The sequence below is a fragment of the Cupriavidus phytohabitans genome (assembly GCF_000426345.1).
In the GTDB taxonomy this organism is placed as follows: domain Bacteria; phylum Pseudomonadota; class Gammaproteobacteria; order Burkholderiales; family Burkholderiaceae; genus Cupriavidus.
In genome coordinates, this window is record NZ_AUFE01000002.1 from 26,439 (window position 1) to 40,823 (window position 14,385).

The following is a 14,385-nucleotide window of genomic DNA, read 5'->3' on the forward strand; positions in this document are numbered from 1 at the left end:
ATTGTGATATGGCGCGCCGGTAAGGCACTTGCGGGCACTTGCAGGCACCGCTGGCGCGCTAGGCCGCGGCGCCGATGTCTTCCATATAGCTGCGCAGCCGCTCGCGCAGCGCCGCGGCAGCGGCGGCGACTGCGGGGGTCCAGCCCGGCGCCGCGCCGCACAGCGCTTCCAGCGCCCGGCACTCGCGCACGATGCCCTTGCGGCGCACGATCATGAACGCCCCAGCCGCAGCATGGATCCAGCGTCCGAGGGCCGCCACGTCGCATTGCGCGATGCTGCGCTCCAGCTCGGGCAGGTCTTGCAGCAGCTGCCTGCGCAGCATGGCCTCGTAGCGCTGGCGGTCGTTGCCTGTCTCGATGCTGGCGTGACCCTGTGCCGCGCCATCCTGGCGCGCGGGCAGATGGTCCAGGCAGGCCTCCAGGTCCTGCAACGATGCCGGCTTGGCCACATAGCCGGCGAACCCGCGCTGGCGCCAGTCCATCGACCACTCGCTGCGCGGGAAGGCGCTGAAGGCCAGCACCGGCACGCCGGGATGGCGCGCACGTACCGCCTCGAGCAGTTCGTGGCCGTCCATGCCGGGCATCTGGATGTCGGTCAGCACGGCATCGACCCGCGCGGTCTCCAGCACCGCCAGCGCCTGCTTGCCGTTGCTGACCACGATCGGCTGGTGGCCGAGCGTTTGCAGCTGTTCGGTGATCAGGGCCTGGTTCAGCGGATTGTCCTCGGCCACCAGGATGGAGGCCCGCGGCGTGATCGGGACTGGCTGTGGCGCTGCGGGCGCGGTGCCCGTAGTGCCCGTAGTGCTCTCGGTTCTGCTGTCGGTATTGTCTGGCCCGTTGCCTGGCCCTTGCTCGCCGGTGGAGTCATGGCTGGCGTTGCGGGCTGCCGTAGCCACGCATGCCAGCAAGGCATGGCGGCTGTATGCCGTGACCTCGAGAATCCCGGGCGCGCGCTGGTGCGGGCGATGCGGGCCGTCCGGCGTGACCCACACCACCGTGGCGGTGCCCGCTTCGCGCAGCGCGGTCATCGTGGCCAGCGGAAAGTCGCCGCTGGCCACGATGACCCGGGCCGGTTTGTACGCCAGGTATTCCCGCGCAGCTGCCAGCGAAGCCAGACCGCTCGTGCGCCAGGACGCGGCATTGAGCCATGCTTCAAGGTTTTCCCCGATACGCGCATCCTGGCACAACACCAGAACGTGGCCGTGCGGCGCAGTGGTGTCCACGTGCCCGGTGGCCTGCCGCGCCGCCGGCACGGTCCGCACCGGCAAGCGCACCGTGAAGGCGCTGCCGATATCGGGCACGCTCGCCACCGTGATGCTGCCACCCATCAGCTCGCACAGCCGCGCGCAGATCGAGAGTCCGAGCCCGGTGCCGCCAAGGCGCCCGGCGCCGGCGGCATCGCCCTGCACGAACGGCCGGAACACCCGCGCCGCCAGCAACGGCGGCATGCCGATGCCGGAATCGCCGACGCGGCAGACCAGCTGTGGTATGCCCTGGCCCTCGGTGCACACCTCTGCGCTGAAGCTGATACGTCCGCTGGCGGTGAACTTGAACGCGTTATTCAGCAGATTGTTGATTACTTGTACCAGCCGCGTGCGGTCGCCCGTGATTTCCACGTCAAGCGATGGTGACAGCAGCAGGTGAAAGCGCAGCGGCCGGCCCGCCGTCATCGGCGCGTAGGTCAGCGCCAGGCTTTCGAATGCGTCGATCGGGCGAAAGGGTTCGTCGACCAGTTCGAGCTTGCCGGCATCGATTTTCGAGAAATCCAGCACATCGTTGACGATGCGCCGCAATGCCCCGGCGGCCGCGTCGAGCGCCTGCAGCCGCGGCGCATGCGTCTCCAGCCCCGGGCTGCGCGCGAGCAGCTCGAGGTTGCCGAGCAGCGCATTGAGCGGCGTGCGGATCTCGTGGCTCATGGCGGCAAAGAAAGTCGAGCGTGCGCGCATCATGGCCTCCGTGGCCTGCTGCGCCGAGCGCAGCTGGTCCTCCAGCGCCTGTTGCGCGGTGCAGTCCAGCACCGCGCAGAACAGCACATCGTCGTCGCGGTAGCGCGCCGGCGCATAGGTAATCTGCAGGAACCGCCCGGCGGCATCGGTGGCATCGGCGGCATCGGCGGCATTGGTGATGGCGGTGGCGTCGGCAGCCGGGGCGGTACCGTCATCGACCTGCGCCGCGTCCGTTGCGGCGTCGCTCTCCCGGGCCGCTGCCGGTGCGGCGATTGTCAGGCTGGCAATCGCGGCCGGACCGTCGCCGCAGCGGCGCGGCTGCGCGCCGAACGCTTGTACCAGCGCGTCGGGCATCTGCCGGGAGCCATGCAGCTGCAGCAGCGTGTCGGCTCGCTGGTTGCACATCAGCACGCCGTAGTCGCGCTGGCGCACGATGCACAGCCCCACCGGCGTGGCGCTGACCAGGATATGCGTCATCAGCTCGCTTTCCAGCGCGCGCGAGGCATCGGCATGCGTGCGCCGCAGCAGGTGCCGGCTCCAGTAGCGCGCGGTCAGCACGATGCCGCTGACCAGCACCAGCATGGCCGCCGCGATGCCTGCGACGGCGGCGAGCGCCGCAGCCAGCATCCGGTATGGCAGGAAGTACACCAGCAGTCCAACGCCCGCCTGCAGCGGCTCGACCAGCAGCACGCCATTGCTGGTGTACAGCAGCGTATCGTGGTCGATGTGGCGCGCCCGCGCCGCCAGGTTGTATATCTGTGCCGCCGATGCCACGCCTTCGCGCGGCGACACGTCGATGATCTCGTCGGCTTCATTGACCAGCAGCAACAGCGCCGGCTGGCTCGGCCGATGCAGGGTCGCCAGGAAACCCTGCACCGGGATGCAGGCGGCGACCAGCGTGGTCGGCCTGTCGCCGGCATAGGCCGCACTGACCAGCATCATGACCGGGGAGTCGTCCACCGGATGCCGCAGCGGGCCGATCCACACCGGCTGGTCGCGCGCCGGCACGGCATGGCCGGTGCGGTCGCGCAGCGCTTCGGTCAGGCGCGTGCGCAGCAGCGGGATCAGCGTCGGGTCGAGCGCCATCGGCGCACGTGCGCCGTATTCTGGCTGGCGGATGACCACGGCGCTGTCTTCGTCCAGCGCAACGGCAAAGGCGTCGTGATCGAGGCCGAACGCCTGCTGCGTTGCCATGGTGGCCAGCGCGATGCCGCGCAGCCCCGCGAACTGCTTTGGCAGCCTGGCGCCCCAGGCGAGGCGCGTGTCAGGGGTGGCGAGCAGGTGATAGTCCTTACCAACGCCGTCGGCATGGATGCTGGCCGCGCCGGTGCGCCGGAACGATTCGAAGGCGGCATCGCGCGCCGGGTCGACAGCAGGGGTTTCACGCTGGTAGCGGATCGTCAGTACGCTGCGCCGCACGAACGACGCCTCGTTCTGCAGCAGCTGCGACAGCGCCGCCATGTACTGCGCCACGTGCCCGCGCCGGTAGTCGATGTGCCGGCCCGCGGCAAGCCCGGCCAGCAGCAGGCCGGAGAACACCACCACGGCGATCAGCACGGCGATGGTGGCGGCGTAGCGTTGCTGCTGGCGCCGGGATTGCCCGGCCAGCGCATCGAACGCGCTCGTGAGCGATTCGCGCGTGCGCTTCAGGGTTGATTCCATCGACGCGTGTTCAGGCCGTCGCCACGTCAGATAAGGCCATTTTCGTACGCGTAACGGATCAGGCCGGTGTTTGTCTGCACGCCGAGCTTGCGCATGGCGACCGTCTTCTGGCTGGAAATGGTGCTGACCGAGCGCCCGAGCTTGCCGGCGATGTCGGCAAGCTGGATCCCCTGCGCATAAAGCCTTACCACCTCCAGTTCGCGCAGGGTCAGTTCGGTCGCCGGGGCCGCGGCGAGCGCGGCGCTGTCAAGGATGGCCTGCGCCGAAGGCGAGTGGTAGCAACCGTCGCAGGCGATAACCTGGAGACAGGCCCGCACCACTTCATCGGTCGGGTCTTCCTTGCTGACGTAGGCGCGCACGCCCAGCTTCATGGCGCGGCGGATGATGGCGGCATTGGCCTGGGCACTGACCACCACGATGCGGGTCAGCGGATGGCGGCGCGTGAGCCGGTTCAGCAGGTTGAAACCATCCGACGAGGCATCGCCGCGGCCCATGCAGAAGTCGGTGACGGCAATGTCGGCGGGCTCGCGGTCGAGCGCGGCCAGCAGTTCCGTGCCGTTGCCGCAGGTACTGGTGACCTGGAAGTTGGGCGTGCGCTGCAGGCAGTCGCGCAGCGCGACCATGACCAGTGGATGGTCGTCCGCCAGGGCGACACGGATGATTGGGTCGTACATCGTTTTCGGGTCCTCGGTCCTCGGTCCTCGGGTTCTTGGCGCTTGCTTGGGCGGGGCACCCGCAGGCGCCACGGCGTCACCACAAATCCGCATTCTGGCTATGTTCCCGGCGCCCCTGAATCGCAATTCGGCTAGTTCCCGGTCACTGCCATCGTGCCGGACGGGCAGGCGGTGCAAGCTGGGTATAAGGGTACGGCCTCAACCCCGCTCGGCTTGACGGCGAACTGCGCGCGAGCAGCGCGATTTTTCCGCGGATCGCGCGCAATGGCATTTGTGTGACATCAATGCACGGCGCAGCTGTGCTTTCCCATGTAAGTGGACTGCCGACGACATATGCCGGGGCGCAGCCGGCAGCCATCAAACTTTCACGCTTGGCGCCCGCGAACGCTGTCCTAGAATGAACCTGACACGCGCCCGCGGCCATCATGCCGCGCAAGGCCCGGCTTGCGCCGGGTGGCGCTTGCGGCGCGTGCCGCGTGGGGGAATTGCCATGCCCGTCTATCAATACCGCTGCGAGAAGTGCGGCCACGTGTTCGAGAAAACCGAACATCTCGCAGAACATGCCTCTGCCCATCCGAATTGCCCGAACTGCGGCAGCCAGTCCGTCCAGCACGCACCGGCCCCGTTCGTGGCAGTGACCCAGCGCAAGAGCTGAGCCGTAACAACGTTCCAGGAGATTTGCGCTCCGCCGCGAGGCCGCAGCGGGGCGTTGGCGTGCATGCCGCCGGGCGATTGCCGGCGGGATGCCGGAGTGGTTTCATGCGTGGCGCATGCACCGCCACGCGCGTTCGCGCTGCGCGCAAGCGGCGATCTCAACCTTGACGGAGGATGCCATGGCCACGAGACCGTTTTCCCAGTTTCCCGCCGACGAGCAGCAACAGGTAACGCAGGCTTGCATGCATGTCGGGATCCCACAGGAGGCGTTCCAGATCACGGACGAAGGCGATGGCGGGGGCCGTCGCGTCAGTGTGAAGCGGCTGGGCACGGACGCGGTCAGCGTCTATGAGGCCGGGCCGGGTTCGGTCTGGGTCGAAGAGTTCGAGAGCGATCTCGAATGCGGCCTGTTCGGCCGCGTGACGGCGTAGCGTGCGGAAAGCGCGGAAAGCGCGGCTCAGTGCCGGCCGCGCTCGCCCAGGCGCGACACCACCGAGGCGCCCGCAATCAGTTCCTTGAGCAGCGCCAGCGAGGCCGCGCCGCTGGTTCGGAAGGGATCGAGTTCGGCGCGCGCCGAGAACTTCAGCAGCGTCGCGGTGTTGATGCGCGCCGCGTTGACCTGGCCCATGGCCCAGCCGGCGAAGTCGCGCGTGCAGGTTTCCTCGAAATGCAGCAGCGTCACATCCTGGTGGCGCGGATCGCGCGCGATCGACTGGAACAGTTGCGAGACCTCCTGCCGGTCGCCTTCGAGCGCCTGCAGGAAGATGCCGTTGCCGTGGCACAGCACGCCGGTGATGCCGTGGCGCGGGTTGCGCTCGAGGCTGGTGGCCAGGATCGCGTCGAGCAGGGCCGTGTCGATGGCCTGGCGGGCACGGCTGGCATAGATCAGGCGGACTAGCATGGTCGTGGCGGTTCCGTGATGGGGAAGGAGCGGATGCTGATTCCGGGGCAGGGCTCCTAGCCGCGGTTATTGTTCAGCAGCGTGAGGAATTCACGCCGCAGGCTGTCGTCCTTCAGGAAGGAGCCGCGCATCACGCTGTTGGTCATCTTGGCGTCGGTGTCGCGCACGCCGCGCCAGTGCATGCAGAAATGCTCGGCCTCCATCACGATGGCGAGGCCGTCGGGGTTCATCTTTTCCTGCAGCAGGTCGGCGACCTGCGCGACGGCTTCTTCCTGGATCTGCGGCCGGCACATGATCCATTCCGCCAGCCGCGCGTACTTGGACAGGCCGATCAGGTTGGAATGCTGGTTGGGCATCACTCCCACCCACAGCTTGCCGATGATCGGGCACAGATGGTGCGAGCAGGCGCTGCGCACGCGCAGCGGGCCCACGATCATCAGCTCATTGAGCTGGCCGACGTTGGGGAACTCGGTCACCGCCGGCGACTTCGCGTAGCGGCCGGCGAAGATCTCCTTCAGGTACATCTTGGCTACGCGCCGCGCGGTTTCCTGCGTGTTGTGGTCGTTGTCGACGTCGATCACCAGCGCGCGCAGCACGCCTTCGATGCGGGTCTGGACCTCGGCTTGCAGCTGCTCCAGCTCGCCCGGCTCGATATAGCGGGCGATATTGTCGTTGGCATGGAAGCGTTCCTGCGCAGCCCGCAGGCGCGCGCGGATCCGCTCCGAGACGGAAGAGGCCGGGTCGCCGGCGGCCGCGTCGGCCGGTTGGAGGTCTTGCGGGCGGTGTGCCGCGTCCTTGCTGTTCATGGAAAGCGTGGTGGGTTGCGGAGTGGTCCGGCACGGGCGCCGGCGGGTGTGCCGGATTCACTATATGGCAGATGCGGTGGCCCGACAACCTGCCCGCCCGACGCCCTGAGGCCCCTTTGAGGCCCCTTTGAGGCCCTCTTGGGTCCTCTTTGAGGCCCCCATTCCCACTGCGCCGGACGCGCCGCATACCGCACACCCCGGCTTGCCTCCGTGAATTGTTCGTGACAACGCTCAACCTCGCCTCGCGCGACGCCGACAAGCGCACATAATGTCCGCAAACATCAGCCGCCCGCCGCCTGAATGGCGGTACCGCAAGTTGCGGCCTTACTTTTGTCGGGAACAACGTGACCTTGCCGATCGCCTTCCCATGCAGCAGCCTGATGCTGCTCCATGTCGTGACGATACCGCTGCCGGCAACGCCGGTGGAAACGGGCGTGGCGGAGCATCATGCGAGCGCTGCCCGTGCGCGCAAGCCAGGCTTGCGGCGGCCGCTCGCCGTGGGCGCGCGCGTGCCGACAGGCGGGAGTGCCCCCACCGGCTGAGGCGCGCGGCGCCGAGCCGGACCTGGTCAGGCACGCGCAGCGTGCGGCACCCTGCCCGGGCGCCCCGCAACACCTACCAGAGCAGCAGCGCCAGCGCCGGCAGCATCGCGGCCGGCATGACGATCGCCCCCAGGCGCAGGAACTGGCCGGCGCTGACCATATGCCCCTCGCGGCGCAGCGCGGTGAGCCACAGCAGCGTGGCCAGCGAGCCGGTCACCGACAGGTTCGGGCCCAGGTCGATGCCGATCAGCACCGCGCCGGTGACCGCGTGCGACGCATCGCCAGCGGACAGCGCCGACGCCGCGATCAGCCCGGCCGGCAGGTTGTTGGCGATATTGCCCGCCAGTGTCACCAGTCCGCCCACCGCCAGCAGCGCAAGCGCACCGCCATCGCGCGAGGCGGCCGCGACCGCGTCGGCGAGGTGACCGATCACCGCGGTCTGCTCCAGCGCGGCCACCAGCACGAACAGGCCGGCCACCATTGGCAGCACGCTCCAGGAAACTTCGCGCAGCGCCGGCAACAGCAGGTCGCGCCGGGTGGCGCAGACCAGCAGCAGCGTGGCCACGCCGGCGGCGCAGGTGGGCCAGCCCAGTTCGCTGCCGCGCAGCGACGCCAGCAGCAGCGTGATGCCGGTCAGCACGATGCCCAGCGCGGTCAGCCAGGCCTGCAGCGATAGCGGCGGCACCGGGACATCGCTGCCGATCGGCTCGGCCAGCGCATGGCGCTGGGTCCACCACAGCGCTGCCAGCGTCGCCAGCACCGCGGCCAGCGATGGCAGCGCGAAGGCGGCCAGCCATCCCGCCAATGGCGGCATGCGCTCGCCGAAGATCACCAGGTTGGCCGGATTCGAGATCGGCAGCACGAAGCTGGCCGCGTTGGCGATGAACGCGCAAGCGTACAGGTAGGGCAGCGGATGGCGCACGCGCGCCGCACGCGTGGCGGCCAGCACCGCGGGCGTCAGCACCACCGCGGTGGCGTCGTTCGACATGAACGCCGTGACCAGCGTGCCGAAGCCATACACCAGCAGGAACAGCCGCAGCGCCGAGCCGCGCGCCTGGCGCACCGCCAGCGCGGCGACGTGGTCGAACAGGCCGGTCTTGCGGGCCAGTTCGGAGATCAGCATCATGCCGGCCAGGAACAGGTAGACGTCATAGCCGCGCATGACCGCGGCGAATGCGTCGGGCAGCGCCAGCAGTCCGGTGGCGCATAGCAGCAGCGCGCCGGCGGCGGCCCAGAAGGCCTCGGGCAGGCGGAAGGGGCGGAACAGGACGCCGGCGGTGGTCAGCGCGGCGACCGACCAGATCAGCAGCGGGCTGTGGCTGGACATCAGGATGGGCACGAAGGTGGGGTGAGGGGGCAGGAGTGCGTGGAGTTTACAGGCCGTCCCCGCGGGCGGACACGGCGGGCCCGGCCACGGCCGCAGGCGCCGGCATGCCGGTGGGGGTGCCGGGAAGCTGTGTGCCCGCGGCTGGCGGCGCCAAGGATGTGGCGGGACTGGCCGGGCTCGCAGCGTTGCTTGCCACCGGGGCCACGACAGGATCCGCGGCCGGCGTCACCGGCGCCACCGGAGAAGCCGCCGGCGGCGGGAAGCCGAGCGAGGCGATGCCACGGCCGCCATCCGCGTACTCGGCATATATCCAGTCGTTGCCCGCGCGCACCAGGCCGGCCGGGGCGTCGGGCTCCGTCTCGGGAACGCCGGCCAGCCGTCCTTCCATGTACGCCGCCCACACCGGCAGCGCCGTGGTGGCGCCGAACTCATGCTCGCCAAGGCTCCGGTTGTCGTCGTAGCCCATCCACGCCACCGTGACCACGCCGCCAGCGTAGCCGGCGAACCAGCCGTCCATGGCTTCGTTGGTGGTGCCGGTCTTGCCGGCCACGTCGTCACGGCGCAGGTAGCGGCTCACGCCCGCGCCGGTGCCTTCGTCGACCACGCTGCGCAGCAGGCTGTCCATCACGAAGGCATTGCGCGCGCTGATCACGCGCGTAGGCGCCGCGGCGCCATCGGTGCCGGCCGGGGCAGCGTCAAACAGCACGTTGCCCTCGCTGTCGGTGATGCGCTCGATCAGGTAGGGCTCCACGCGCTGGCCGCCGTTGGCGAACACGCCGTAGGCCGCGGCCAGCCGCAGCGGCGAAGTGGTGCCGGTACCCAGCGCCAGCGGCAGGTAGCGCGGCAGCCGCCTGGGCGAGAAGCCGAAGCGGCTGGCGAACTCCACCGCATAGGGAATGCCGATCGCCTGCAGCGTGCGGATCGCCGGCAGGTTGCGCGATTCGGCCAGCGCCTGGCGCACGGTGACCGGGCCGATAAAGCGGCCGTCGTCGTTGGACGGCTGCCAGCGCGACGAATTGGCCAGCGGCGCGTCGTTGATGACCGTGCCGGGCGACACGCCGCGCTCCAGCGCGGCGGCGTAGACGAACGGCTTGAAGGTCGAGCCCGGCTGGCGCAGCGCCTGCGTGGCGTGGTTGAAGCGGCTGGCCGCAAAGTCCGCGCCGCCCACCATCGCCTCGATCGCGCCGGTATTGGCGTCTAGCGACACCAGCGCCGCCTGCGGGCCCTGCGCCAGCGTCGGCACCGCCTTGCGGTGGCGGCGCGCATAGCGCTGCAGTCCGCCGGTCACGGCATCGTAGGCCAGCGTCTGCCGCACCGACGACACCGTGGTGTAGACGTTCAGGCCGCGCGTGTAGGCCTCGTCGCCAAAGCGCTCGCGCGCCAGCTGGCGCGCCAGTTCGGCCACGTACTCGGCATGGCCGGCGAAGCTGCCGGGCGTTTCGCCGGAGATGGCCAGGCGCTCGGCGCGGGCCGCGCGGTAGTCCTCCTGGCTGACCATGCCGAGCGCCAGCATGCGGCCAAGCACGTATTCCTGGCGGCGCTTGGCGCGCGGCAGGTTGACCACCGGGTTCATGGTCGACGGCGCCTTGGGCAGCCCGGCCAGCATCGCGCTCTCGGCCAGCGACAGGGCCGCCAGCGGCTTGCCGAAATACGCATGCGCCGCGCTGCCGAAGCCATAGGCATGCTCGCCCAGGTAGACCTGGTTCATGTACAGCTCGAGAATGCGGTCCTTGGGCAGCGACTGGTCGATGCGCCAGGCCAGCAGCATTTCATACCACTTGCGCGCCAGCGTCTTTTCGCGCGACAGGTAGAAATTGCGCGCGACCTGCATGGTGATGGTCGACGCGCCCTGTGCGTAGCCCTGGCCCAGATTGGCCAGCGCGGCACGGAACAGCCCGGAGATATCGACACCCTCGTGCTCGTAGAACTGGTCGTCCTCGGCCGCCAGCAGGGCCTGGACCATGCGCGGCGGAATCTGTTCGAAGGGGATGAATTCGCGGTGCTCGCTGCCGAACTCGCCGATCTGCACGTTGTCGCTGGTGTAGATCCGCAGCGGGACGTCGGGTCGATAGTCGCGCAGGGCGTCGACCGGCGGAAGCTGCCGCAGGCTCAGCACCGCGGCAAAGCCGACGAGCAGGCTGGCGGCCGCAGCCAGCGCCAGTACGGCGCCGCCTGCCTTGACTGCGATTTTTTTCATGCGCGCATTCTACCTGCTCCGGCTGGCCGAACCGGCGTGGCGGTTATCGGGTGGCTGCCAGCGGCAGCGGTCTGCCGCCGTCGTCCCGCTCGGCGGGCGGGGCGACAGTGTCCGGCACGGCATGGAGCGCCGGCGCGGGAGCGGCGGCGCTGTCCGGATCCGGCTGCGCCGCCGTGGCCGAGGCCATGCGCAGCCTGGCCTCGCCGTGCTGGCGCGCGAACTCGCACAGCGACAGCCAGGTCTGCTGCTGCTCGATGATGGTGAAGTGGTCCGTGCCGGGCATGGTCTGCAGCGCGACCGGGCCGGGCCACGCCGCCATCAGCCGCTCCGAGCAGGCATGCGGCACGACCTCGTCCGTCTCCGCCAGCAGCACCTTGGTGCTCTGCACGACCTTCTTGCAGTGCGAGATCGAATCGAAATGGTGGCGCATCAGCTGCCGCAGCGGCACCAGCGGGAAGCGCTTGCGCACCAGTTCCAGCAGCGAGTCGTAGGGCGTGATCAGCTGCAGGCTCTCGAATTCCTGCAGGTCGGCCAGCTGGATCGCCACGCCGGTGCCGAGGCTGCGCCCGACCACGTGCACGCGGGTGTCGGGAAACACACGCCGGACATGCAGCAGGAACTGGCTGGCATCGGCGACGGCCCCCGCTTCGGACGGACGGCCATCGGAATGGCCCAGCCCCCGGTAGTCATAGGTGGCAAAGGCCATGCCGGCCGGGAGCCAGCGTGCGTATTGCAGCGTTTCCAGCACATCCTCGCCGCGGCCGGGCAGGTAGAACAGCAGGTCGCCCACGCTGTCGCCAGGCACATGGCAGATGTAGCCACGCACCACGCCGCCGGGAATCCTGTGCGAATAGCCGACGATGCCCTCCGGCAGGTCGCGCGGCGGACGCCGGCGCGCGTCGAACAGCAGGCGGTCCTGGTTCAGCGTCAGGTAGCTCCAGTAGCAGGCGAAGCCGCTGGCGGTCATCAGCGCGGCGGCCAGCGCGTGGCGGGTCTTGAATCGCATGGCAAGTCTTCAGGTGCGCGGCGGGCGTGGCGCCGGGGGGCGCCGGCCATGCCGCCCAAGCTGCGCAGCCTACCTCATTTTTGTCAGGCGCGACGGTGCAGCGCAAGCCAGGCCGCGCAGTTCTTGTACGATATGCCTCATACGCGCGCCCAACCCACCGGCATCCTGGCCGATGGCGCGCCCAGGGAGCAAACCAGCATGAGCGAACAGAAAGACGAGCAGTTCCGCGCCGAAGAGGCACAGGCCATGGAGCGGGTGGTCGCGGCCACGCGCCAGGTACAGGTGGCATTCACGGCGCTGCAGGCCCACTATCCGCCGCAAGGCAGCGGCAAGCCATCCAAGCTCGCGCTGCAGACCTTCGATGCGGCGCTGCAGGCGCTGGAGGACGCGCAGGCGACATTCGACGAGATCCTGAACGACCTGCTCGACGAAAAACGCTGACTCCGGCGCCGGGGCGCGGCGCGGATCCGTACACGGCCAGTGCGCTGTGATAAGGTTGCCGGACAACAGCCGCCCGGCCTGCCGCAGCGTCCGCCTGCGCGGTCTGCAGCAAGGGACGCAGCAAGGGACGGCCAGGCAGCGGCCGCCACGCGAGCCGCCAGCCATTTCCGGAGACCTCGCGGAGACCCGCCGTCATGCACCGTGCCGCCCATCCCGCCACAGATCCAGCGCTTTCCGGCGCCCAGCGCCACGCCGCCGAAGCAGGCGCAGGTCCAGATGACATCGACCGCGCCGCGCTGATCGCGCGCGCGCATGCGCGCTCGGCCGGCTTCGGGCTCGATGCCGGCCACGCGCCAGGTTACGAGGCCCTTGCCGCACGCGCACTGGGCGAACTGGTCGACGCCAGCCGCGACCTGTACCGCCATGCGCTGCCGGTGATGGAAACCCTGCACGCGCAGATCGCCAACACCGACAGCATGGTGCTGCTGACCGACAGCAGCGGCGTGATCCTGCACAGCCTGGGCGACGGCGATTTCGTCGCGCGCGCTCGCCGCGTGGCGCTGGCGCCGGGCGTGTCATGGTCCGAGCCAAGCAAGGGCACCAACGCCATCGGCACCGCGCTGGCGGAGGCGCGGCCCACCATCGTCCACGCGGGCGAGCACTTCCTGCAGGCCAACCAACAGCTCACCTGCTCGTGCGCGCCGATTGCCGGCCCCACCGGCGAGATCCTGGGCGCGCTCGACGTCAGCGGCGACCAGCGCGGCTTCCATCGGCACACCATGGCGCTGGTGCGGATGTCGGCGCAGATGATCGAGAACCACCTGTTCGCCAACCACTTCCCCGAAGCCGTGCTGGTGCGCTTCCATGCGCGGCCGGAATTCGTCGGGACGCTGTTCGAGGGCATGGCGGCGTTCACGCCCGACGGCGCTTTCCTGGCCGCCAACCGCAGCGGGCTGTTCCAGTTGGGGCTGGCGCCGCAGGCGCTGGCACTGTCCGGCTTTGCCGGGCTGTTCGGCCAGCCGGTGCGCATGGCGATGCAGGCACGCGCGGCCGGAACGCTGCACGTGCTGACGCTGCCGAGCCGCGTGCAGGTGTTCGCGCGCATCGAATACCGCGCCGCGCCGGTCAGCGTGCGCCAGCCCCTGGCGGAGGAGCCGCTGCCGCCAGCGCTGGCAGCGCTCGACACCGGCGATGCCGCCGTGGCCGCCGTGCTGCGCCGCGTGCGCAAGGTCAGCGGCCGCGATATCCCGATCCTGGTACAGGGCCGCACCGGGGCCGGCAAGGAGTGGCTGGCGCGCGCCATCCACGCCGCCTCGCCGCGCGCCAATGGCCCCTTTGTCGCAGTCAATTGCGCAGCCATCCCGGAAACGCTGATCGAAGCCGAGCTGTTCGGCTATGAGGAAGGCGCCTTCACCGGCGCGCGCCGGCGCGGCAGCGCCGGCAAGCTGGCGCAGGCACATGGCGGCACGCTGTTCCTCGATGAGATCGGCGACATGCCGCTGGCGCAGCAGGTGCGGCTGATGCGCGTGCTGCAGGAGCGCGCGGTCACGCCGCTGGGCGCGGCGCACGCGGTGCCGGTCGATGTGCGCGTGGTCTGCGCCACCCACCGCGACTTGCGCGCCATGATCGCGGAAGGCACCTTCCGCGAAGACCTGTACTACCGCATCAATGCGCTGGCGGTGACGCTGCCGGCGCTGTGCGAGCGCAGCGACCTGCCGGTGCTGGTGGAGCGGATCCTGCAGCGGCAGCGGGAGGAGGCGGGGCCTGAATCTCCGCTCCATGTCAGCGCGCAGGTGCTGGCGTCGCTGCGCAGCCATCCGTGGCCCGGGAATATCCGGCAGCTTGCCAATGTGTTGCGCACGGCGGCGATACTGGCCGAGGGCGAGGCGGAGATCGGCTGCGAGCACTTGCCGGAAGGGTTTGAGCAGGAGTGCGGCGGACCGGTGGAACAGGCGCCTTGCGCTACGACGGCGCCTGCCCCGGGTGCCAGCCGCATGCGCGACTGGGAGGCCGGCGTCATCCGGCAGGCGCTGGTACGGCATGGCGGCAACGTGAGTCATGCCGCGCGCGAGCTGGGGGTGTCGCGCAATACAATCTATCGCAGGCTGAAAGAAGGGTTGGAAGACGACCCGGCAGCGGAGGGCTGACACTCAGGCGAGGCGCTTCGCTTCCCGCTGGTTTGCTCCCCTCTCCCGCAAGCGGGAGAGGGAGCACACAATCTGCGAGCATT

11 protein-coding genes are annotated in these 14,385 nt (G+C 69.6%); 4 read left to right on the top strand and 7 right to left on the bottom strand.

What is annotated here, in order from left to right:
- Positions 1-58 precede the first annotated feature (58 nt).
- Together K309_RS0101845 and K309_RS0101850 are read right to left on the bottom strand one after the other, a co-directional pair.
- A complete protein-coding gene (locus K309_RS0101845) occupies positions 59-3,607 on the bottom strand; it encodes an ATP-binding protein (protein WP_029044827.1) in 3,549 nt (1,182 codons plus the stop codon).
- 26 nt (positions 3,608-3,633) lie between these two features.
- Positions 3,634-4,281 carry a response regulator gene (locus K309_RS0101850; protein WP_029044828.1) on the bottom strand — a complete coding sequence of 216 codons (648 nt, stop codon included), beginning with the start codon at positions 4,279-4,281 and terminating at the stop codon, positions 3,634-3,636.
- A 490-nt stretch (positions 4,282-4,771) separates the two neighbouring features.
- On the opposite strand from K309_RS0101850, the gene K309_RS39690 reads away from it, so the two are divergent.
- Together K309_RS39690 and K309_RS0101860 are read left to right on the top strand one after the other, a co-directional pair.
- Positions 4,772-4,936, top strand: a complete 165-nt coding sequence (locus K309_RS39690) for an FmdB family zinc ribbon protein (RefSeq protein WP_029044829.1) — start codon at positions 4,772-4,774, stop codon at positions 4,934-4,936.
- A 178-nt stretch (positions 4,937-5,114) separates the two neighbouring features.
- The gene (locus K309_RS0101860) at positions 5,115-5,366 is read left to right on the top strand and encodes a hypothetical protein (RefSeq protein WP_029044830.1); all 252 of its coding nucleotides are present in this window, start codon (positions 5,115-5,117) and stop codon (positions 5,364-5,366) included.
- A 26-nt stretch (positions 5,367-5,392) separates the two neighbouring features.
- On the opposite strand, the gene K309_RS0101865 is transcribed toward K309_RS0101860, so the two are convergent.
- The 5 genes from K309_RS0101865 to K309_RS0101885 form a co-directional block, all read right to left on the bottom strand.
- Positions 5,393-5,836 carry a BLUF domain-containing protein gene (locus tag K309_RS0101865; protein ID WP_029044831.1) on the bottom strand — a complete coding sequence of 148 codons (444 nt, stop codon included), beginning with the start codon at positions 5,834-5,836 and terminating at the stop codon, positions 5,393-5,395.
- 56 nt (positions 5,837-5,892) lie between these two features.
- Positions 5,893-6,642: a GTP cyclohydrolase I gene (gene folE / locus K309_RS0101870; RefSeq protein WP_029044832.1), complete on the bottom strand. Its 750-nt coding sequence runs from the start codon at positions 6,640-6,642 to the stop codon at positions 5,893-5,895.
- Between the two features lie 615 nt (positions 6,643-7,257).
- Positions 7,258-8,511: an arsenic transporter gene (locus K309_RS0101875; RefSeq protein WP_029044833.1), complete on the bottom strand. Its 1,254-nt coding sequence runs from the start codon at positions 8,509-8,511 to the stop codon at positions 7,258-7,260.
- 46 nt (positions 8,512-8,557) lie between these two features.
- Entirely contained in the window at positions 8,558-10,708 is a 2,151-nt protein-coding gene (locus tag K309_RS0101880) for a penicillin-binding protein 1A (RefSeq protein ID WP_029044834.1), read from the bottom strand.
- A 43-nt stretch (positions 10,709-10,751) separates the two neighbouring features.
- Entirely contained in the window at positions 10,752-11,714 is a 963-nt protein-coding gene (locus K309_RS0101885; RefSeq protein WP_029044835.1) for an alpha/beta hydrolase, read from the bottom strand.
- A gap of 198 nt (positions 11,715-11,912) precedes the next feature.
- Between K309_RS0101885 and K309_RS0101890 the strand changes: the two genes are divergently transcribed.
- On the top strand, positions 11,913-12,155 hold the full coding sequence (locus tag K309_RS0101890) for a hypothetical protein (protein WP_029044836.1): 243 nt from the start codon (positions 11,913-11,915) through the stop codon (positions 12,153-12,155).
- A 194-nt stretch (positions 12,156-12,349) separates the two neighbouring features.
- Positions 12,350-14,302: a sigma-54-dependent Fis family transcriptional regulator gene (locus K309_RS0101895; protein WP_029044837.1), complete on the top strand. Its 1,953-nt coding sequence runs from the start codon at positions 12,350-12,352 to the stop codon at positions 14,300-14,302.
- Positions 14,303-14,385 lie beyond the last annotated feature (83 nt).